At 72.4% G+C, this 21,055-nt stretch carries 13 protein-coding genes; 6 read left to right on the top strand and 7 right to left on the bottom strand.

What is annotated here, in order from left to right:
* Nucleotides 1–639 precede the first annotated feature (639 nt).
* From ACFV6D_RS08570 to ACFV6D_RS08560, 3 genes are all read left to right on the top strand, one after another.
* A complete protein-coding gene (locus tag ACFV6D_RS08570) occupies nucleotides 640–1,302 on the top strand; it encodes a DUF6230 family protein (protein WP_063347768.1) in 663 nt (220 codons plus the stop codon).
* A 132-nt stretch (nucleotides 1,303–1,434) separates the two neighbouring features.
* Nucleotides 1,435–2,076 (top strand): DUF6114 domain-containing protein, encoded by a 642-nt coding sequence (locus tag ACFV6D_RS08565; RefSeq protein ID WP_380427966.1) that lies wholly within the window; start codon nucleotides 1,435–1,437, stop codon nucleotides 2,074–2,076.
* Entirely contained in the window at nucleotides 2,073–3,521 is a 1,449-nt protein-coding gene (locus tag ACFV6D_RS08560) for a hypothetical protein (protein WP_380558952.1), read from the top strand. The genes ACFV6D_RS08565 and ACFV6D_RS08560 overlap by 4 nt, the downstream gene beginning before the upstream one ends.
* 124 nt (nucleotides 3,522–3,645) lie before the next feature.
* Here ACFV6D_RS08560 and pyk read toward each other — a convergent pair whose 3' ends face one another.
* The 3 genes from pyk to pta form a co-directional block, all read right to left on the bottom strand.
* A complete protein-coding gene (pyk, locus tag ACFV6D_RS08555) occupies nucleotides 3,646–5,073 on the bottom strand; it encodes a pyruvate kinase (protein ID WP_063347766.1) in 1,428 nt (475 codons plus the stop codon).
* A gap of 94 nt (nucleotides 5,074–5,167) precedes the next feature.
* Nucleotides 5,168–6,382, bottom strand: coding sequence for an acetate kinase (locus ACFV6D_RS08550; protein ID WP_380380820.1), 1,215 nt, complete (start codon nucleotides 6,380–6,382; stop codon nucleotides 5,168–5,170).
* Nucleotides 6,379–8,532 (bottom strand): phosphate acetyltransferase, encoded by a 2,154-nt coding sequence (gene pta, locus ACFV6D_RS08545; protein WP_380558950.1) that lies wholly within the window; start codon nucleotides 8,530–8,532, stop codon nucleotides 6,379–6,381. Before pta ends, ACFV6D_RS08550 begins: the two co-directional genes overlap by 4 nt.
* Nucleotides 8,533–8,710: 178 nt before the next feature.
* On the opposite strand from pta, the gene ACFV6D_RS08540 reads away from it, so the two are divergent.
* Both ACFV6D_RS08540 and ACFV6D_RS08535 read left to right on the top strand, forming a co-directional pair.
* On the top strand, nucleotides 8,711–8,992 hold the full coding sequence (locus tag ACFV6D_RS08540; RefSeq protein WP_063347763.1) for a type II toxin-antitoxin system Phd/YefM family antitoxin: 282 nt from the start codon (nucleotides 8,711–8,713) through the stop codon (nucleotides 8,990–8,992).
* The gene (locus ACFV6D_RS08535; RefSeq protein WP_363371963.1) at nucleotides 8,989–9,393 is read left to right on the top strand and encodes a type II toxin-antitoxin system VapC family toxin; all 405 of its coding nucleotides are present in this window, start codon (nucleotides 8,989–8,991) and stop codon (nucleotides 9,391–9,393) included. Before ACFV6D_RS08540 ends, ACFV6D_RS08535 begins: the two co-directional genes overlap by 4 nt.
* Before the next feature lie 64 nt (nucleotides 9,394–9,457).
* Here ACFV6D_RS08535 and glgB read toward each other — a convergent pair whose 3' ends face one another.
* From glgB to ACFV6D_RS08515, 4 genes are all read right to left on the bottom strand, one after another.
* Nucleotides 9,458–11,824 (bottom strand): 1,4-alpha-glucan branching enzyme, encoded by a 2,367-nt coding sequence (glgB, locus tag ACFV6D_RS08530; protein ID WP_380558948.1) that lies wholly within the window; start codon nucleotides 11,822–11,824, stop codon nucleotides 9,458–9,460.
* Nucleotides 11,825–11,936: 112 nt separating this feature from the next.
* Nucleotides 11,937–13,427, bottom strand: coding sequence for a phosphotransferase (locus tag ACFV6D_RS08525; RefSeq protein ID WP_380336691.1), 1,491 nt, complete (start codon nucleotides 13,425–13,427; stop codon nucleotides 11,937–11,939).
* A gap of 241 nt (nucleotides 13,428–13,668) precedes the next feature.
* The gene (gene treS / locus ACFV6D_RS08520) at nucleotides 13,669–15,393 is read right to left on the bottom strand and encodes a maltose alpha-D-glucosyltransferase (protein WP_063347760.1); all 1,725 of its coding nucleotides are present in this window, start codon (nucleotides 15,391–15,393) and stop codon (nucleotides 13,669–13,671) included.
* A complete protein-coding gene (locus ACFV6D_RS08515) occupies nucleotides 15,390–17,345 on the bottom strand; it encodes an alpha-1,4-glucan--maltose-1-phosphate maltosyltransferase (protein WP_380424284.1) in 1,956 nt (651 codons plus the stop codon). Before ACFV6D_RS08515 ends, treS begins: the two co-directional genes overlap by 4 nt.
* A gap of 1,007 nt (nucleotides 17,346–18,352) precedes the next feature.
* On the opposite strand from ACFV6D_RS08515, the gene glgP reads away from it, so the two are divergent.
* Nucleotides 18,353–21,034 carry an alpha-glucan family phosphorylase gene (gene glgP / locus ACFV6D_RS08510; protein ID WP_380424268.1) on the top strand — a complete coding sequence of 894 codons (2,682 nt, stop codon included), beginning with the start codon at nucleotides 18,353–18,355 and terminating at the stop codon, nucleotides 21,032–21,034.
* The last annotated feature ends 21 nt before the right edge of the window (nucleotides 21,035–21,055 follow it).

Raw genomic sequence — 21,055 nt, 5'->3', positions numbered from 1 at the left:
CCGACACGCCGCACACCCGCACCCTGGTTTACAAAAAATTCACAACCCCCGCCCACTCACCCACTGGGGCACGGCCCGCGGGTGTTTCGTTCGTGTTTCCGGCGGATTTCTTCGTCACGTTTCCTTCAAGGCGTCACGCACGGTGCATGCCGCGCCGATTTCATGATCAACGCTGTCGGCTGTTGCATTACCCGTCAGTAAGGAACCTCTTGTGCTTCGCCCGGGATTCGAGCACGATCGGCGACGCCCGGTCCCTGACTCCACACCCTCCGATCCGGTCGGCCACGTGGAGCGCGGGATCCCCACCGGGTGATCCGCCGGCCCCGGTCGGCGGTAGGGAGGGCAGGGGGGTATCCGCGGTCCCACGGCGGTTCCTGTCCTTCGACCGGCCGCGCGGCCCTGCGCGGTCGCTGGTTGTCGCTCGGGGGTGATCGCCGATGTCGTCGGTCCTGCCCGCCGCCCCGCAAGGACGGCCGGTGGAGGGACGGGAGTGCCGCTGTGTGCCGGCCGCTCCCGCGTCCGACGACGCCCAAGGCGCTCTCCGCTACCGAGGACGTAGCTCTCTCCCATCCCAGTCCCCCACCGGCGCGGGCGCGCCGCCGGGGAGCCGGAGATGTACGTCCTAGAAGGAGGACTCGCATGTCCCAGACCTACGGCAAGACCCGCTGGAAGCGCTTCGCCCTGGTGATGGTGCCGAGCATCGCGGCCACCGCGATGGTCGGCGCCGCCATGGCCAACAACGCGCTGGCGGCTTCGTTCAGCGTCTCCGGCCAGAGCTTCAAGGTCACCACGCCGGAGCTGCACGGCAAGAACTTCGCCCAGTTCGGCTCGATCGACGCCGAGGTGAACGGCACTCCGCACCCGGTCGCCGTCTCGGCCTTCGACGAGGCCACCATCAAGGGCCTCTGCCAGTCGGTGGTGACCGACCCCAACGTCATCCCCGGCCTGCCGTGGAAGCTGCCCAAGATCGTCCTTCGCCTGGAGGCGGGCAACAGCGACGACGTCAAGAAGCAGGTCTACGCCAAGAACCTGCTGATCGACCTCGACCAGCTGAACGCGGACGCCGAGTTCACCAACATCAACATCGGCCAGGACGCCTCGACCCTCAAGGGAGAGGCCACCCAGGGCTGGAAGTCCAAGCTCGGCGGCCTGCCGTCCGGCGCGACCGGCTTCGCCCAGGCCGCCGACAAGGCCGACCTGTACAACGTGCAGCAGACCGCCTGGGCCACCTCGGCCGGCACCTTCAAGCTCCCCGGCCTGAAGCTCGCGCTGCACACCGACGGCACCGGCGAGTGCTACTAGGCCGTTGACGGGCGGCGGACCGGGCCCGGTCCGCCGCCCCGACGGCACCTGAGGGACCGGTGGCGGCGCGTGTGCCGTCGCCGGATCCCGTGTCTCGTCCATCCCTCGTTCACACCATCGAGGAGCTGCACCGTGTCCAGCGCCCTTGCCTCATTCCGGCCCGCCGAGCACGAGAACCCCGTCCAGTGGCTGCGCCGGGTGTTCCGTACCTTCCGTCGGACGCGGCCGTACTACGGCGGCCTGCTGGCCATGATCGCCGGCGTCCCGATCATGTACTTCCCTTACGCCAAGCTCTCGTTGGGCGGCATGACGGTGGCCATGGCCACCACGGCGGGCGCCGGATCGCTGATCATCGGCGTGCTGCTGATCGTGCTCGGGCTGACCGCGTGGTTCCAGCCGACCGTGCGGGTCTTCGCGGGAGTCGCCACCACCCTGCTGACGCTGGTCTCGATCCCGGTCTCCAACCTGGCCGGGTTCGGCCTGGCGCTGCTGCCGGGTCTGATCGGCGGCGGTCTGATGGCGTCCTGGGCGCCGCTGCCGGAGCCGAAGGCGGCCGAGGCCGCCGTCGCCGCGAGCGTCGCCACCGAGGCCCCTGCTCCTGAGGCCCTCGCCTCCGAAACCCCTGCCTCCGAGGCCGCCGTCGCCGAGACCGCGGTCGTCGCCGGGAGCGTCGCCACGGAGCCCGCGGCCGCCGAAGCGCCCACCGCGAAGCTGCCCGCACAGGCCGCGTCGAACGAGCAGGCCGTCGCCGTGGACCCGAAGGAGGCGCGGTGAGCGCGTCGGAGGACCAACCGCAGCGCGCCGGTCGACACGCGGCGCCGCGCACGCCCGTCCGGGTCCGGCTGAGAGGCCGCGCGCTGGCGATGGCCGCGGTGCCGACGGCGCTGCTGATGGCCGCCGCGTACACCCCCAACCCGGCCGTCGCCGAGTCCACGGCGGGCAAGCCCTGCGGGACCGCGCCCGCCACCGTGCCGGACGTCGCGCCGTTGGAGACGCCCGTCCCCAAGAGCGAGCTGCCCGAGCCACCGCCCGGTCCGTCCACGGCGCCCTCGACGGTGCCTTCCACAGCGCCTTCGACGGGGCCCTCGACGGGGCCGAGCGCGATCCCCACCCAGACGCCGACCACCGCGCCCACCCAGCAGCCCTCCGCGCCGGCCGGTACGCCGAGCGCCGACGCGACGCCGACCGGCGCGGCCAGCACCCCGGCGACCACGCCGTCGGCCGCCCGCTCCGCCGCCCCCGGCGGTTCGGACACGGTCCACCGGGCCGGGCTGATCGACGACGTCCTGGGCGGCGTCAACCACCTGCTGGACCCGGGTGGTTCACCGAGCCCGACGCCGAGCGCCAAGTCGGCCGGCACCCCCGCGCCGGCCACCACCCAGGCCCCCGCGCCGGCCGCCCCGGCCCCGCGCGCCGGGACGCCGGCCCAGCCGCAGGCCCCGACGACCGGGGCCCCGGCCGACACGCAGCCCGGCGCCCCGCCGCCCGCCGCCGGCAGCGGCGAGCAGACCCCGGCGGGCGACCAGACCTCGCCCGCCGCGACGGCCCCCGCCGCCGGTGGCCCGGCCGACGGCACGACGGGGAAGCCGAGCGGCAAGGCGAGCCCGAGGACGGCCCCCGCCACCCCGTCCGGGGCCGCCACCGACACCCCGTCGTCCTCGCCGAGCGCCAACCCCAACTGCGCGGTGGACACCAGCGGCCTGACCGCCGGCGCGCCCGCCACCGGGGACGTCGTCCCGCAGCAGAACTGGACGCTGGCGACCAGCCGGCTGGCGCTGCACGGCGCGGCCTTCCACGGCGTCTACGACGTGCGGACCCCGACCGGCACCAAGCGGGTGCTGAAGTTCGTGGTGGACACCGTCGACATCGACAACCTCGACATGTCGACGTTGCAGGGCAACGGCAAGACCTTCCACGTGAAGGGCGCCCCCGGCTCGACCTCGACCATGCGCAAGGGCCCGGTCACGATGTACGTGGAGCGGCTGTCCGGCCACCTCTCCAAGGTGCTCGGCCTGCCGATCCCGATCGACCTGGGCGAGATCACGCTCACCCCGGACACCCTGCCGCGCTGGCTGTACGACCTGATCGGCTCGATCCCGATCCCGCTGGACCTGGAGCTGACCGGGGTCACCGCCAAGCAGGCCGGCCAGTTCGGCGGCACGCTGACCATCCCCGGCATGCGCCTGTTCAACGACGACGCGCCGTACAGCGACAAGTAGACGCGCCGTACGGCGACGAGTAGGCGACCGGCAGCCGCGCCACGGCGGCGGCGACGTCGCGAGAACGCCCGTGGGGCGGCCCTCCACCGGAGGACCGCCCCACGGGCGTCGGTGCCACGGGGTGTTACTCGCCCCGGGTGCCCAGGTGGTGCACCTGGACCATGTTGGTGTTGCCGGGGATGCCGGGGGGCGAGCCGGCGGTGACGATGACGGTCGCGCCCTCGGCGAGCTGGCCCATGCTGAGCAGCTCGCGGTCGACCTGGGCGACCATCGCGTCGGTGGACCCGACCTGCTCGGTGACGTGCGCCTCGACGCCCCAGCTCAGCGAGAGCTGGTTGCGGGTGGCGACGTCCGGGGTGAACGCGATCACCGGGATCGGCGAACGGTAGCGGGACAGACGGCGGGCGGTGTCACCGGACTTGGTGAACGCGACCAGCGCCTGGCCGTTCAGGAAGTCGCCCAGCTCGCACGCGGCGCGGGCGATCGAGCCGCCCTGGGTGCGCGGCTTGCGGCCCGGGTTGAGCGGCTGGAGGCCCTGGGACAGCAGCTCCTCCTCGGCCCTCTCGGCGATCCGGCTCATGGTGCGGACGGTCTCGATCGGGTACTTGCCGACGCTCGACTCGGCGGACAGCATGACCGCGTCGGTGCCGTCCAGGATGGCGTTGGCGACGTCGGAGACCTCGGCGCGGGTGGGGCGCGAGGCGTGGATCATCGACTCCATCATCTGGGTGGCGACGATGACGGGCTTGGCGTTGCGGCGGGCCAGCGTGATCAGCTGCTTCTGGACCAGCGGCACCCGCTCCAGCGGGTACTCGACGGCCAGGTCGCCGCGGGCGACCATGATGGCGTCGAAGGCGAGGACGATCTCCTCCATGGCCTCGACGGCCTGCGGCTTCTCGATCTTGGCGATGACCGGCACGCGGATGCCGACCTCGTCCATGACCTCGTGGACGTCCTTGACGTCGTCCGCGTTGCGGACGAAGGACAGGGCGACCATGTCGACGCCCAGGCGCAGCGAGAAGCGCAGGTCGTCCTTGTCCTTCTCGGACAGGGCGGGCACGTTCACGGCCGCGCCGGGCAGGTTGATGCCCTTGTTGTTCGAGAGCACGCCGCCCTCGATCACCACGGTCTTCACCCGCGGGCCGTCGACGCTGACGACCTCCAGGGCGATGACGCCGTCGTTGATCAGGATCGGGTCGCCGGGCTTGACGTCGCCGGGCAGGCCCTTGTAGGTGGTGCCGCAGATGTGCTGGTCACCGGGGACGTCCTCGGTGGTGATGGTGAACTCGTCGCCGTTGTCGACGGTCACCGGGCCGTTGGCGAAGGTCGCCAGACGGATCTTGGGACCCTGGAGGTCGGCCAGGACGCCGATGGCCTTGCCGGTGTCCTCCGAGACCTGGCGGACCTTGCGGTACCGCTCCTCGTGGTCCGCGTGGTTGCCGTGGCTCATGTTCAGTCGGGCGACGTTCATGCCCGCCTCGACGATGGCCTTCAGCTGTTCGTAGGAGTCCGTCGCCGGACCCAGGGTGCAGACAATTTTCGCTCGGCGCATATGGATCAGTCTATCCGTTCGTGTTATAGGTGCATTCGGCACGAATCGTGAGGAATCGCCAACGAAGGATCCCGAGGGGCGAGACGGCGTCCAGTCAGTCCCCAGACGGCCGGTGGACCAGGGCGAAGGCCTGTCGGGCGATCTCCAGTTCCTCGTCGGTGGGCACCACGGCGACCGCCACCCGGGCGTACGCGGGTGAGATGATCCGGGCCTCGCCGGAGCGCACCGAGTTCAGCTCGGGGTCGACCGCGATGCCCAGTTCGTCCAGCCCGGCGGTGGCCGCCGCGCGCACCGGCGCCGCGTTCTCCCCGACGCCCGCGGTGAACGCGATCGCGTCCACCCGGCCGAGCACGGCGTAGTAGCCGCCGATGTACTTGCGCAGCCGGTGGATGTACGCGTCGAAGGCGAGCTTCGCGTCGGCGTCCCCGGCCTCGGCCCGGCGCATGATCTCGCGCATGTCGTTGTCGCCGCACAGGCCGCGCAGACCGCTGCGGCGGTTGAGCAGGTCGTCGATCTCGTCGATCGACAGCCCGCCCACCCGGTGCAGGTGGAACACCACACCGGCGTCGATGTCGCCCGAACGGGTGCCCATGACCAGGCCCTCCAGCGGGGTCAGGCCCATCGAGGTGTCCAGGCAGCGACCGCCGGCGACCGCCGAGGCGGAGGCGCCGTTGCCCAGGTGCAGCACGATCACGTTCACCTCGGCCGGGTCCTTGCCGAGCAGCCGGGCGGTGGCCCGCGAGACGTACTGGTGCGAGGTGCCGTGGAAGCCGTAGCGGCGCACCCGGTGCTCGTCGGCCACGGCCTTGTCGATCGCGTACCGGGCCGAGAACTCGGGCATCGAGGCGTGGAAGGCGGTGTCGAAGACGGCCACCTGGGGAAGGTCCGGGCGCAGCGCGCGGGCCACCTCGATGCCGGTGATGTTGGCCGGGTTGTGCAGCGGCGCGACCGGGATCAGCCGGCGGATCTCCTTGAGCACGTCGTCGGTGACCACGGTCGGCTCGGTGAACCGCTTGCCGCCGTGCACCACCCGGTGGCCGATCGCGGCCAGCTCGGGAGAGTCCAGCCCGAGGCCGTCGGCGGCCAGCTCCTCGGCGACGGCCTTCAGGGCGGCGGAGTGGTCCGGGAAGAGCTGCGGCAGCTCGCGCGGCCCGCCCGCGTGCGGGGTGTGCACCAGCCGCCCGCCGGGCTCGCCGATCCGCTCCACCAGGCCGGAGGCCAGCCGGGCACCGTCCAGCATGTCGATCAGCTGGTACTTCACCGACGACGAGCCGGCGTTCAGCACGAGAACGCGCGTTCCATCGCTCATGCCTGCGACTCCTTGTCGTCCTGGGCCTGGATGGCGGTGATCGCGACGGTGTTGACGATGTCCTGGACCAGCGCGCCGCGCGAGAGGTCGTTGACGGGCTTGCGCAGGCCCTGGAGGACGGGGCCGACCGCCACCGCGCCCGCCGAGCGCTGGACCGCCTTGTAGGTGTTGTTGCCGGTGTTGAGGTCCGGGAAGATCAGCACGGTCGCCCGGCCCGCCACCGCGGAGCCCGGCAGCTTGGTGGCCGCGACGTGGGCGTCCACCGCCGCGTCGTACTGGATCGGGCCCTCGACCAGGATGTCCGGCCGCAGCTCGCGGACCAGCTCGGTGGCCTTGCGGACCTTGTCGACGTCCGCGCCGGAGCCGGAGGTGCCGGTCGAGTACGAGAGCATCGCGACCCGCGGCTCCACCCCGAACTGGGCGGCGGTGGCGGCGGACTGGATCGCGATGTCGGCCAGCTGCTGGGCGTCCGGGTCGGGGTTGACCGCGCAGTCGCCGTACACCAGCACCTTGTCGGCCAGGCACATGAAGAAGACGCTCGACACGATGGCCGCGCCCGGCGAGGTCTTGATCACCTCGAAGGCGGGCCGGATGGTCGCGGCGGTGGAGTGCACCGCGCCGGAGACCATGCCGTCCGCGATGCCCTCCTGGACCATCAGGGTGCCGAAGTACGAGACGTCGGTGACCACGTCCAGCGCCAGCTCGACGGTCATCCCCTTGTGGGCGCGCAGCCGGGCGTACAGCTCGGCGAACTGGCGGCGCAGCGGGCTGGTGGTCGGGTCGACGATCCGGACCTGGGCGCGGTCGCCGCCCGGCTGTTCCTGCGGGAGGTCGATGCCGAGGCCCGCGGCCTTGCGGCGCACCGCGTCGGCCTCGCCGAGCAGGGTGAGGTCGCAGATGTTGCGGCGCAGCAGGATCTCGGCCGCGCGCAGCACCCGCTCCTCGGTGCCCTCCGGCAGGACGACGTGCCGCCGGCTCGCCCGGGCCCGCTCCAGCAGCTCGTGCTCGAACATCATCGGGGTGACGCGCTCGGACCGGCCGACCTCGATCAGGTTGGTCAACTCGGCCGTGTCGACGTGCAGTTCGAACAGTCCGAGGGCGATCTCGGCCTTCCGCGGACTGGCCGCGGTGAGCTTGCCCTCCAGGTGGGTGAGGGTCGCGGCGGTCGGCCAGCTGCCCTCCGGGACGACCGCGACCGGGGTGCCGGGGGCGAGCCGGGCGGCCAGCGCCATCACGTTCGGGCCGGGGTGCTGGCCGAGCGTCAGCAGCACGCCGGCGATCGGCGGGGCGCCGGCGGCGTGCGCGGCCAGCGAGCCGATCACCAGGTCGGCGCGGTCCCCGGGGGTGACGACCAGGGCGCCCTCGGTCAGGGCGTCCAGGAAGGTGGGCAGCATGGCGCCGCCGAAGACGAAGCCGCGGACGTCCCGGGCCAGGCCGGCGGCGTCCCCGAGCAGGACCTCGGCGCCGGTCGTCTCGACCAGCTGGGCGACGGTCGGCGCGGCCAGCGCCGGCTCCTCCGGGATGACGTAGGCGGGGATCGGCAGCTTCTCGGTGAGCTTGCGCTGGATCCGCTGCTTGGCGCCCGGGGCGACCCGGTTGGCGATCATCGCCAGGGTCTCGCAGCCCAGGTCGGTGAACGCCCGGTGGGCGTTGCGGACCTCGGCGATGACGGCCTCCGGGTCCTCGGCGTGCCCGCCGACCACCGGCAGCACGGCGGCGCCGAACTCGTTGGCCAGCCGGGCGTTGAAGGCCAGCTCGTCCGGGATGTTGGTGTCGGCGAAGTCGGTGCCGAGGACCAGCACCGCCTGGCAGCGCCGCTCCAGCGCGCGGAAGCGGTCGACCAGGGTGGAGACCAGCTCGTCCTGCCCCTGGGCGGCCTGCAGCGCGGCGGCCTCCTCGTAGCTGAGCCCGTACAGCTCGGAACTCGGCAGGTCGATCCGGTACCGGCCGCGCAGCAGTTCCACCACGTGGTCCGAGCCCGGCTCGCCCCCGGCCCGGCGGCCGGCAGGTGCTCCCGCGTGCGCGTGCACCAGCGGCCGGAACACCCCGACCCGGTCCACCTGGCGGGTGAGCAGTTCCATGACCCCGAGTTCGACCGCCTGCCGGCCGTCCCCCCGGTCGATACCGGTCACGTACACGCTGCGCGCCACGTGGGTGTCTCCGTCCCGTCGTCTCGGAATATGGCCATATCGACCATACCTTCGCACCACGAACGGGCGTCCGCGAGCAGAGCGGCCCGGCGGGGGCAAGGGCTGAACGTCCTGGGCTCGGGGTTCGCGCCGCGGCCCGCCCTTGATGTACCTACATGATGTAGTTACATTGGAAGGCATGGAGACCATGGGACTGCGTGAGCTCAACCAGAACCCGTCCAAGGCGGTCGCGCGGGTCCGGGCCGGCGCGACGATCGTCGTCACCGACCGCGGGCGGCCCGTGCTGAGACTGGTGCCGGAGGAGCCCCCGGCGACGACCCTCGAACGCATGATCGCGGCCGGCGAGGTCACCCCGCCCGCCGAGGAGGGCATGCCCGAGCTGGCCCTCGACCTGCTGCCGGACATCGGCAGCCTCTCGGACCTGCTGGTGGAAGACCGCGAACGGGAGCGGAACCGTTGATCTACCTCGACTCCTGCGCGCTGCTGAAGTTCATCAAGCCGGAGCCGGAGACGGCCGCACTGCGGGCGTGGCGGCAGGCGCTGCCCGCCGGGACCGAGCTGATCACCAGCGCGCTGGCCCGGCTGGAGATCACCCGCACCCTGCTCCGCGCGGGCCTGGCCCACCAGCAGGTCCCCTACTACGTGGACCAGGCGCTCCGGGGCAGCCACCAGGTCGACCTCAGCAGTGCGGTGCTCGCCCGGGCGCTCTCCTACCGCACTCCGCGCCTCGGCTCGCTGGACGCGTTGCACCTGGCCAGCGCGGACCCGTTCCGCACGGAGCTGACCGAGTTCATCACCTACGACCGCGAGCTGGGCAGGGCCGCGGAGGACCTCGGCTTCCCGGTGTCGGCACCGAGCTGAGGGCCTGCCCGGCCGGGCAGGCCCTCAGACGCTCAGGCCCTCAGACACTCAGGTGCTCAGGCCCTCAGCGGGCCGGGCGGAGCCAGAGGGTGGCGAGCGGGGGGAGGACCAGTTCGGCGGAGCGGGGCTGGTCGTGCCAGGGGGTCGGTTCGGCCTTGACCGGGTGGGAGTTGCCGATGCCGCCGCCGCCGTAGGCCTCGGCGTCGGTGTTGAGCAGTTCCTCCCACAGCTGGTCGCGGCCGTCCAGGTCGGGCAGGCCGACCCGGTGGCCGTGCCGGACGACGGGGGAGAAGTTGCAGACCGCGACCAGCGGCGAGCCGTCGGCCGCGTACCGGACGAAGGAGAGCAGGTTGTCCTCGGCGGCGCCGCCGTCGAGCCAGCGGAAGCCGTCCGGGGTGGTGTCCCGTTCCCATAGGGCGGGGGTGTCCAGGTAGTGCCGGTTGAGGTCGCGGACCAGCCGGCGGACGCCGTGGTGGTCCTGGTGGGCGGGCCACTGCTCGTCGAGCACCCACCACTGCGGGCCCTGTTCGTGGTCCCATTCCGCGCCCTGGGCGAACTCCTGTCCCATGAAGAGCAGTTGCTTGCCCGGGTGGGACCACATGAAGCCCAGGTAGGCGCGGTGGTTGGCGCGCTGCTGCCACCAGTCGCCGGGCATCTTGGAGACCAGCGCCTGCTTGCCGTGCACCACCTCGTCGTGCGAGATCGGCAGGACGTAGTTCTCCGAGTAGGCGTACACCATCGAGAAGGTGATCTCGTTGTGGTGGAACTTGCGGTGCACCGGCTCCTTGGACATGTAGACCAGCGAGTCGTGCATCCAGCCCATGTTCCACTTGAGCCCGAAACCGAGGCCGCCGGCGTCGGTGGGGCGGGTGACGCCGTCCCAGGCGGTGGACTCCTCGGCGATGGTGACCACGCCGGGGCAGCGCCGGTAGACGGTGGCGTTCATCTCCTGCAGGAACGCGGCCGCGTCCGGGTTCTCCCGGCCGCCGTGCTGGTTGGGCGTCCAGGCGCCGCCCTCGCGGGAGTAGTCGAGGTAGAGCATCGAGGCGACGGCGTCCACCCGCAGGCCGTCGATGTGGAACTCCTCGCACCAGTAGACCGCGTTGGCGACGAGGAAGTTGCGCACCTCCGTGCGGCCGTAGTCGAACTCCAGGGTTCCCCAGTCGGGGTGCTCGGCGCGCAGCGGGTCGGCCGGCTCGTACAGCGGCTCGCCGTCGAAGCGGGCGAGCGCGAAGGCGTCCTTGGGGAAGTGGGCGGGCACCCAGTCGACGATCACGCCGATGCCGTGCCGGTGCAGGGTGTCGACCAGGTGGCGGAAGTCGTCGGGGCTGCCGAGCCGGGCGGTGGGGGCGTAGTAGCCGGACACCTGGTAGCCCCAGGAGCCGCCGAAGGGGTGCTCCATGACCGGCATGAACTCCACGTGGGTGAAGTTCAACTCCTTGAGGTAGCGCGGCAGTTCCTCGGCGATGGCGCGGTAGCTGGTGAGGTCGGGCCGCCAGGAGGCCAGGTGCAGCTCGTAGACGGACATCGGCGCCCGGTGGTGTGCGGCGCGGGCCCGGCGGGCCATCCACTCGCCGTCCTGCCAGCGGTGGTCGGAGGAGGTGACCACCGAGGCGGTGGCGGGCGGGCACTGGGCGGCCCGGGCGAGCGGGTCGGCCTTGTCGAGCACCCAGCCCTGCCGGGTGTGGATCTCGTACTTGTACGCGGCGCCCTCGGCGAGGCCCGGGACGAAGAGCTCCCAGATGCCGGACGAGCCGAGCGAGCGCATCGGGTGCCCGGTGCCGTCCCAGTGGTTGAAGTCGCCGATCAGCCGGACGCCGACGGCGTTCGGTGCCCAGACCGCGAAGGCGGTGCCGGCGACGCCGTCGACGGTGCGCACGTGCGAGCCGAGGGCCTGCCACAGCTGCTCGTGCCGGCCTTCGGAGATCAGGTGCAGGTCGAGTTCGCCGAGGGTGGGCGGTGTGCGGTAGCCGTCGTGCTGGGCCAGCGGCTCGCCGCCGGGGTAGGTCACCAGCAGCCGGTAGTCCACGGTGTCGGCGCCGGCCACCAGCCCGGTGAACAACCCGCCCTGCTGATGGGTGAGTTCGGCCGGGCCCTGGGTGGTCTCGACGACCACCCGCTCGGCGAACGGGCGCAGCACCCGGATCGCGGTGCCGCCGTGCACCGGGTGCGCGCCGAGCAGGGCGTGCGGGTCGTGGTGCTGCCCGCCGACCAGCCGGTCCACCTCGGACGGCGGCAGCGGCGCCTCGGGCAGGCGCAGCGAGGCCGTGGGCGGAGCCGTGACCGGTGCGGACTCCGCGGCCGGCACGGGCTCGCCGGCCGGCGCGGACTCCTCGGCCGGGACGGGCTCGGGCCGGGGCGAGTCCGGGCCGGCCAGGAAGGTGGCCGGGACGGGGCGGGTGGTGCGGCCGGGCGGGTCGAGCGGCGTCACGGCTGGGTCCTCCTGCGACGGGGGGTGGGCTAACTCCAGGGCGGCGGAACCGGGGGTGCGGGTGGGGCAGGGGATGCGGGCAGGGCAGGGGGTGCGGGCGGGGCCGGGGCGGTCAGACGGTGAGGGCGAGCCGGTTGATCGCGGCGAGCGGGATCGGCAGCCAGCTCGGCCGGTGCCGGGCCTCGTACACGACCTCGTACACCGCCTTGTCGATCTCCAGGGCCCGCATCAGCTCCGGTGAGGCCGCCGGGTCGGCGCCGCCGCCGGCGGTGTAGCCGGCGCAGAAGGCGGTGCGGTTGCGCTGGGCCCAGGCGGCGGCGAGGTGGGCGAGTTCCGGGTCGACCGGGCCGCCGGCCAGCAGGTGGGCGGCCGCGTAGTCGAAGGAGCGGAGCATCGCGGCGACGTCGCGCAGCGCGGGCTGCGGTTCGCGGCGTTCGTTGACGGATTTGGCGGGTTCGCCCTCGAAGTCCAGCAGCACCCAGCCGTGCGGGGTGCGCATGGCCTGTCCGAGGTGCAGGTCGCCGTGGATGCGCTGGACGGGCAGGCCGTCGGGGTGGGCGTCGGCGAGTTGCTGGAAGGCGGTGCGCAGTGCGGCCCGGTAGCGCAGCAGGCCGGGGACGGCGGCGACGGCGCTGTCCAGCCGGTCGGCCATGGTGGTGGCGAGCCGGCTGGTCTGGGCGCGGTCGAGCCGGGCGACCGGCATCGAGCGGGCCAGGACCCGGTGGACTTCGGCGGTGGCCCGGCCGAGCCGGTGGGCCTCGATGGCGAAGTTGCCGGGGGAGGGGTCGCCCTTGAGTCGGCCGACCTGGTCGAGGGCGAGCTCCCAGCCGTCCTCGGCGTCCGGCAGGTAGCGCTGGAGCAGCCCGAGGGTGGCGGGTTCGGCGCGTTCCAGCCGGCTCTCGAACCAGGCGGCGACCCGGGGGATCCGGGTGGAGCCGGCCCGGGAGAGGGCGAGGGAGAGTTCGAGGTCGGGGTTGGTGCCGGGGTGGATGCGGCGGAACAGCTTGAGGATGTACGAGGTGCCGTAGATGACCGAGCTGTTGGACTGCTCGGCGGTGGAGGCGCGGCCGGGGAGGTTGGCGGGGAGCCCGGAGCCGGGGGTGCGGCGGAAGGACAGCGAGCCGAACCGGTCGCCGGTGGCGAGGTGTTCCAGCAGCCGCCCGGTGAGTTCGGGGTCGTGGACGGCGTCGTAGAGCGCCGCGCCGTCGTACGGGCCCTGGCTGAGCCGGCCGAGCACGGCGCTGGGCTCGATGTCCGCGTGCCCGTCCGAGCGGATGCCGAGCAGGAGTTGGTAGATGTCGCCGTGCGGGGCGCCGACCGTGGTGGCGTGCTCGACCCGCAGCAGCAGGTGCAGCAGGGCGGGGTCGCCGACCTGGAGCGGGGTTCCGACCATCGGGGTGAGGCCGGTGATGGGCCGTCCCTTTCCGGCGTACCACCGCTGGGTGGGGAGCCACTCGGCGATCAGCGGCAGCGCGGCCTGGACGAGTTCGCTGACCCCCAGGGCGGCTCTCCGGGCCCCGGTGCTCCGCGCGCCCGCCGGTGCGGCGGGGTCGGCGGGGGCATCCTGCTGCACATGGGCTTGAGAACGGGAGGTTTCGGACATGACTCCCTTTCCCCGGAAGCGGGCGGACTGCCCGACGGGTCTGGCCGGGTCCGTCAGTCTTCCGGATTTCGGCGGCGCGGCGGCGGCGGCACGCGAGCGGGGCTCAGGTGTCACGCCTTCGTGTGGGTGGCCGTTGGGCTGTTCTCCGTACGCGGCGGTGCAGAGAACTCCGGGGGCGCAGGGGTTCAACTCGCGCCCCCGGAGGGTCTGGTGGTGCTGTGTGGCAGGGTGTGGCGGATCGTTACTTCGAGCGCCTGGTCCCGCTCAGCCGCGGCGGCTGCCGGAGCTGGAACCAGTAGAAGCCGTGGCCGGCCAGCGTGAGCAGGTAGGGCCACTCGCCGATGGAGGGGAAGCGCACCCCGCCGATCAGCTCGACCGGGTACCGTCCGCCGTACTGCCGCAGGTCCAGCTCGGTCGGCTGCGCGAACCGCGAGAAGTTGTTCACGCACATGACCAGGTCCCCCTCGTGTTCGCGCACGAAGGCCAGCACGGCGGGGTTGCTGGAGGGCAGTTCGGTGTACGTGCCGAGGCCGAACGCCGGATTGAGCTTGCGGATCTCGATCATGCGACGCGTCCAGTGCAGCAGCGAGCTCGAACTGCTCTGCTGTGCCTCGACGTTGGTCACCTGGTAGCCGTACACCGGGTCCATGATGGGCGGCAGACTGAGCCTGCCCGGGTCGGCGGAGGAGAAACCCGCGTTGCGGTCCGGGGTCCACTGCATCGGCGTGCGCACGCCGTCCCGGTCGCCCAGCCAGATGTTGTCGCCCATGCCGATCTCGTCCCCGTAGTAGAGGACCGGCGAGCCGGGCAGCGAGAACAGCAGGGCGGTGAACAGCTCGATCTGGTTGCGGTCGTTCTCCAGCAGCGGGGCGAGCCGGCGGCGGATGCCCACGTTGGCGCGCATCCGGGGGTCCTTGGCGTACTCCGCGTACATGTAGTCGCGCTCCTCGTCGGTGACCATCTCCAGGGTCAGCTCGTCGTGGTTGCGCAGGAAGATGCCCCACTGGCAGCCGCCGGGGATCTGCGGGGTCTTGCTGAGGATCTCCGACACCGGGTAGCGGGACTCCCGCCGCACGGCCATGAAGATCCGGGGCATCACCGGGAAGTGGAAGGCCATGTGGCACTCGTCGCCGCCCGCGGTGAAGTCGCCGAAGTAGTCGACGACGTCCTCGGGCCACTGGTTGGCCTCGGCCAGCAGCACGGTGTCGGGGTAGTCGGCGTCGATCTCCTTGCGGACCCGCTGGAGGAACTCGTGGGTCTCCGGCAGGTTCTCGCAGTTGGTGCCCTCGCGGGCGAACAGGTACGGCACCGCGTCCAGCCGGAAGCCGTCGATGCCGAGGTCGAGCCAGAACCGCAGTCCGGCGATCATCTCCTGCTGGACGCGGGGGTTGTCGTAGTTGAGGTCCGGCTGGTGGGAGAAGAACCGGTGCCAGAAGTACTGCTTGCGGACCGGGTCGTAGGTCCAGTTGGAGGTCTCGGTGTCGACGAAGATGATCCGGGCGTCCGGGTACTGCTTGTCGTCGTCGGCCCACATGTAGAAGTCGCCGTACGGGCCGTCCGGGTCCGTCCGGGAGGCCTGGAACCACGGGTGCTGGTCGCTGGTGTGGTTCATGACGAAGTCGATGATCACGCGCATGCCGCGGGCGTGCGCGGCGTCGACGAACTCCATGAAGTCGGCGAGGTCGCCGAACTCCGGCAGCACCGACTTGTAGTCGGCCACGTCGTACCCGCCGTCGCGCAGCGGCGAGGCGAAGAACGGCGGGAGCCAGAGGCAGTCGACCCCGAGCCACTGCAGGTAGTCGAGTTTGGTGGTGAGCCCCTTCAGGTCCCCGACCCCGTCGCCGTTGCTGTCCTGGAAGGACCGCACCAGCACCTCGTAGAAGACCGCACGCTTGAACCACTCCGGGTCCAGGTTCTTCTTCGAGGTCTCCGGGAAGGTGTCGGGGACGGGCTCGTTCACAGTCACGCTGGGTTCCTCCGAACCGTGAGGAGGTGAGCCGGCTCGGCTGAGGGATCGAGCCGGACGTAGTTGTGCCGGCCCCAGGTGTAGACGGCGCCGGTGAGCTCGTCGTGCACCGCGTACGGGCCGTCGCCGTCGAGGGTGACGGTGGCCTCCTGGACGTGGTGCGGGTCGAGGTTGACCACGGTGACGACCTGGTCGGTGAGGCCCTCGGGGGTGGTCGCGGTCTTGGAGTAGGCGAGCACCTGGTCGTTGTCCGTGGGGTGGAAGCGCAGGTTGCGCAGCTGCTGGAGGGCCGGGTGGCGCCGGCGCAGCCGGTTCAGCACGGTGAGCAGCGGGGCGAGGGAGTCGGTGCGGGTCCAGTCGCGGGGGCGCAGCTCGTACTTCTCCGAGTGCAGGTACTCCTCGGAGCCGGGGTGGGCCGGCTCGTCCTCGTACAGCTCGAAGCCGGCGTAGACGCCGTAGCTGGGGGCGAGGGTGGCGGCGAGCACGGCGCGGATCGCGAACGCGGCGCGGCCGCCGTGCTGGAGGTAGCCGTGCAGGATGTCCGGGGTGTTGGCGAAGAAGTTGGGCCGCATGTAGGCGGCGGCGTCACCGGTGAGTTCGGTGAGGTACTCGGTGAGTTCCGGCTTGGTGGTGCGCCAGGTGAAGTACGTGTACGACTGGTGGAAGCCGATCTTCCCCAGGGTGTGCATCATCGCGGGCCGGGTGAAGGCCTCCGCCAGGAAGACGACGTCCGGGTCGGTGCGGGCGATGTCGGCGAGCACCTTCTCCCAGAACGCCACCGGTTTGGTGTGCGGGTTGTCGACCCGGAAGATCCGAACGCCGTGGGACATCCAGAACCGGAGGATCCGGATGGTTTCCTTGACGATTCCTTCCATGTCCTGGTCGAAGTTGATCGGATAGATGTCCTGGTACTTCTTCGGCGGGTTCTCGGCGTACGCGATGGTGCCGTCCCCGCGGTGGCTGAACCATTCCGGGTGCTTGTTCACCCACGGGTGGTCGGGGGAGCACTGGAGGGCGAAGTCCAGCGCCACCTCCAGGTGCAGGGCCTCGGCCTCGGCGACGAAGTGGTCGAAGTCCTCGATCGTGCCGAGGTCGGGGTGGACGGCGTCGTGGCCGCCCTCGGGGGAGCCGATCGCCCAGGGCGAGCCGACGTCGTGCGGACCGGCCGTCAGGGCGTTGTCCGGCCCCTTGCGGAAGGCTCGTCCGATCGGGTGCACCGGCGGCAGGTAGACCACGTCGAAGCCCATCGCGGCGACGGCCGGCAGCCGCTCGGCGGCGGTGCGCAGGGTGCCCGAACGCGGCGGCTCGACGCCGCCCGGATCCACCACCGCGCCCTCCGAGCGGGGGAAGAACTCGTACCAGGAGCCGTACAGCGCGCGCTCGCGGTCCACCTGGAGCGGCAGCGGGCGGGAGGCGCTGAGCAGTTCGCGCAGCGGGTACCGGGCCAGCAGGTCCAGCACCTCGGGGGCGAGTGCGGCGGCCAGCCGGGACAGCGGCGGCAGGCCGGGGTCGCGCAGTGCGTCGGCGGCGGCCAGCACGTGCGCGCGGCCCTCCTTCTTCGGCACGCCGACCGCGGCCTGCTCCAGCAGCCGGGCGCCGTCCTCCAGGACCAGCGCGGTGTCGATCCCGGCGGGCAGCTTCACGGCGGCGGTCCGGCGCCAGGTGGCGACCGGGTCGCTCCACGCCTCGACCAGGTACGACCAGCGGCCGGACGCGGTCGGGGTGACGTGCGCGCCCCAGCGGTCGGTGCCCTCGGCCAGCTCGCGCATCGGCGTCCACGGGCCGCCGCGGCCGCGCGGGTCGCGCAGCACCACGTTGGCGTTGACGGCGTCGTGGCCCTCGCGGAACACGGTCGCGGTGACCAGGAAGGTCTCGCCGACGACGGCCTTGGCCGGGCGGCGGCCGGAGTCGACGAGGGGGCTGACGTCCAGGACGGGGATGCGGCCGATCACGGTGTCGCTCTCTGTCGTCTTGCGGGCGGCGGGCTTGCGGGCGGAGGCCTTGCGCGGCGCGGCGCCGGAGGTGCCCTCGGCGGTGGTCCCGGCGGTCCCGGCGGCGTCGGCGGTGGCCTTCGCGGTGGCGGCGGCGCGGCGCGTGGTGGTGGTGCGCCTGCGCGGTGCCGCGGTCCGGCCCTCCTCGGCCCCGGGTTGTCGGGCCGCTTCGGCCGGCTCGGTGCGGACCGCCCCGGCGGCCCGCGGCGCCGGCATCGCCGGATCCGTCCGAGTGTCAGAATCCATCCGTCCGGCGGATTCCGCGACCGCTGCGTCGTGGCTGTCGGCCACCGGTGTGGACTGGTCCCGCGTGTCGCCGTGCATGTCAAACTCCTGCCCGAGATCGGCGGCAGCTCCCGCGGGCCGGGGATGGGCCAGGGGAGTACCGGGAGGACTGCTGGGTGGGGAGGACGTGCGACCGGAAGCCTGCCCGCGCCGCCGTCCCCGGCAACCTGCCCGGCGCCCGCCGAGCCCTCGACGGGAGCCCTGGAGCCGCGCGCGTCCCGGCGCGCGCCTCCAGGGGCACGCCCCTGGGCGACCCGGTCGACCCGTGAACGAGCAGGCCGAGTACGAGGACACGCGTCGGTGCGAGGTGAGCGCCGAATGGGCTAAGAAGAAGGGGAACGATCAACGCGAAAAGGATTCGGACGTGCTGCTTCAAGGCGGACGCCACCCGCCGCCGCACTCCCCGCAGCATCAACGACCTTGAGTCATCCTCGCACCGGGGACAAGACTTTTGCAGCGGTACGACAGTAGTTTCGGGCTTTGTCCTGAGCGGATGAGTCATCGGAAATGGACCTGTTCCGCAGTGTTCATGCATTGGTAGCGCAGGACCCCGGAAATGTGCGCCGCGCGCGCCCCCCGTGCAGACCAATGCGCCGAATGCGATCTCATCAATAGGCCGAACGGATGCCCAATAGCCCACTTGACGCACTGTCATGACGGACATCGCGGCTACGCTTCACGCCGTGAAGGCAATCCGCAGATTCACCGTCCGCACCGTCCTGCCCGAACAACTCCAGCCGCTGCACGAGCTGGCCCTCAACCTGCGCTGGTCCTGGCACCCCGAGACCAGGGACCTCTTCCGGTCCGTGGACCCGGAGGTCTGGGCCGCGACCGGCGAGGACCCGGTGCGGCTGCTCGGGGAGGTCCCGGCCGCCCGGCTCGCCGCCCTCGCCGCCGACCGGCGGTTCCTGCGCAGACTCGGCGACCTCGCCGACGACCTGCGCGAGTACCTCAGCGGCCCGCGCTGGTACCAGGCCCAGCAGGAGGCCGGCACCACCCCGCCGCCCGCCGCCATCGCCTACTTCTCCCCCGAGTACGGCATCGCCGCCGCGCTGCCGCAGTACTCCGGCGGGCTCGGCATCCTGGCCGGCGACCACCTCAAGGCCGCCAGCGACCTAGGCGTCCCGATCATCGGCGTCGGCCTGTTCTACCGGCACGGCTACTTCCGGCAGTCCCTCAACCGGGACGGCTGGCAGCAGGAGCGCTACCCGCTGCTCGACCCGGACGAACTCGCGGTCAGCCTGCTCCGGGAGGACGACGGCACCCCCGGCCGGGTCGACCTCGCCCTGCCAGGCGGCCGCACCCTGGCCGCGCACATCTGGAAGGCCCAGGTCGGACGGGTCCCGCTGCTGCTCCTCGACTCCGACATCGAGGCCAACTCGCCCGCCGAGCGCGACGTCACCGACCGGCTCTACGGCGGCGGCAGCGAGCACCGGCTGCTCCAGGAGATGCTGCTCGGCATCGGCGGCGTCCGCGCCGTCCGCGCCTACTGCCGGCTCACCGGGCACCCCGCCCCCGAGGTGTTCCACACCAACGAGGGCCACGCGGGCTTCCTCGGCGTCGAACGGATCCGCGAGCTGGTCGCCACCGGCTCACCCGGCCCCGACAGCGTCGGCCTGGACTTCGCCGCCGCCCTGGAGTCCGTCCGGGCCGGCACCCTGTTCACCACCCACACGCCCGTCCCGGCCGGCATCGACCGCTTCGACCGCGAGCTGGTCGCCCGCCACTTCAGCGGCGACGCCGCCCTGCCGGGCGTCCCGGTCGAACCGGTGCTCGCGCTCGGCGCCGAGACCTGGCCCGGCGGGGACCCGAAGCTCTTCAACATGGCCGCCATGGGCCTGCGGCTCGCCCAGCGCGCCAACGGGGTCTCCACCCTGCACGGCGAGGTCAGCCGCTCCATGTTCAACGGGCTCTGGCCCGGCTTCGACGCCACCGAGGTGCCGATCACCTCCGTCACCAACGGCGTCCACGCCGCCACCTGGATCGACCCGGCGGTCGTGCGGCTTGGCGCCGCCGAGATCGGCGCCGACCGCGCCGAGGACGCCATGACCACCGGCGACGCCAAGCGCTGGACCGGCCTGGAGCGGATCGGCAACACCGAGATCTGGGACCTGCGCCGCAGCCTGCGCGCCCAGCTGGTCGACGAGGCCCGCCGCCGGCTGCGCGACTCCTGGCGCCAGCGCGGCGCCGGCGAGGCCGAACTCGGCTGGGTCTCCTCGGTGCTCGACCCCGACGTGCTCACCATCGGCTTCGCCCGCCGGGTGCCCTCGTACAAGCGGCTCACCCTGATGCTGCGCGACCCGGACCGGCTGCGCGCCCTGCTGCTGCACCCCGTCCGGCCGGTGCAGATCGTGGTCGCCGGCAAGGCCCACCCGGCCGACGACGGCGGCAAGCGGCTGATCCAGCAGATGGTCGCCTTCGCCGACGACCCGGCCGTCCGGCACCGGATCGTCTTCCTGCCGGACTACGACATGGCGATGGCCCGGCACCTCTACCCGGGCTGCGACGTCTGGCTGAACAACCCGCTGCGCCCGCTGGAGGCCTGCGGCACCTCCGGGATGAAGGCCGCGCTCAACGGCTGCCTCAACCTGTCCGTCCTGGACGGCTGGTGGGACGAGTGGTACGACGGCCAGAACGGCTGGGCGATCCCCACCGCCGACGAGACCGGCGGCGTGCTCGACCCGGAGAGCAGCGAGGCCGAGCGCCGCGACGACATCGAGGCCGCCGCGCTGTACGACCTGATCGAGGACCAGGTCGCCGGCCGGTTCTACGACCGGGGTACGGACGGGCTGCCGCACCGCTGGATCGCCATGGTCCGGCACACCCTCGTCACCCTCGGCCCCAAGGTGCTGGCCGGGCGGATGGTCCGTGAGTACGTCGAACGGCTGTACACCCCGGCGGCGCTGGCCCAGCGGGAGCTGTCGGCGGCGGAGCACCACGGCGCCCTGGAGCTGGCGGCCTGGAAGGCGAAGGTCCGGGAGGCCTGGCCGGCCGTCCGGGTCGAGCACGTCGAGGCGGACTGTCCGGACGAGGCGCAGGAACTGGGCAGCTCGCTGGCGCTGCGGGTGCAGGTCGCGCTCGGGGCGCTGGAGCCGGGCGACGTCGAGGTGCAGGCGGTGTCCGGCCGGGTGGACGAGACGGACGGCATCTCGGACGGCTGCGTGCTCGCCCTCAAGCCGGTCGGCGGGTCCGACCTGGACGGCCGGACCCGCTACGAGGGCTCGCTGGAGCTGGGCCGGACCGGCCCGTTCGGCTACACCGTCCGGGTGCTGCCGGCCCACCCCCGGCTGGCCTCCCCGGCGGAGCTGGGGCTGGTGGCCCTGCCCGCCGAGTCGTCGGGGATGGACGCGGGGGTGCTGCGGTGAGGCCCTGCCGCGGGGAGCGCC

This window comes from Kitasatospora sp. NPDC059812, from assembly GCF_042732075.1.
In the GTDB taxonomy this organism is placed as follows: Bacteria; Actinomycetota; Actinomycetes; order Streptomycetales; family Streptomycetaceae; genus Kitasatospora.
The sequence above is the reverse complement of the archived record's forward strand: the minus strand, read 5'-3'. Positions and strand labels throughout refer to the sequence as shown.

Bases quoted from the DNA above. Each gene is read 5' to 3' on its own strand.
- ACFV6D_RS08570 (WP_063347768.1), top strand. From the start codon at position 640: ATGTCCCAGACCTACGGCAAGACCCGCTGGAAGCGCTTCGCCCTGGTG.
- pyk (WP_063347766.1), bottom strand. From the start codon at position 5,073: ATGCGCCGAGCGAAAATTGTCTGCACCCTGGGTCCGGCGACGGACTCC.
- ACFV6D_RS08550 (WP_380380820.1), bottom strand. From the start codon at position 6,382: ATGAGCGATGGAACGCGCGTTCTCGTGCTGAACGCCGGCTCGTCGTCG.
- ACFV6D_RS08540 (WP_063347763.1), top strand. From the start codon at position 8,711: ATGGAGACCATGGGACTGCGTGAGCTCAACCAGAACCCGTCCAAGGCG.
- ACFV6D_RS08525 (WP_380336691.1), bottom strand. From the start codon at position 13,427: ATGTCCGAAACCTCCCGTTCTCAAGCCCATGTGCAGCAGGATGCCCCC.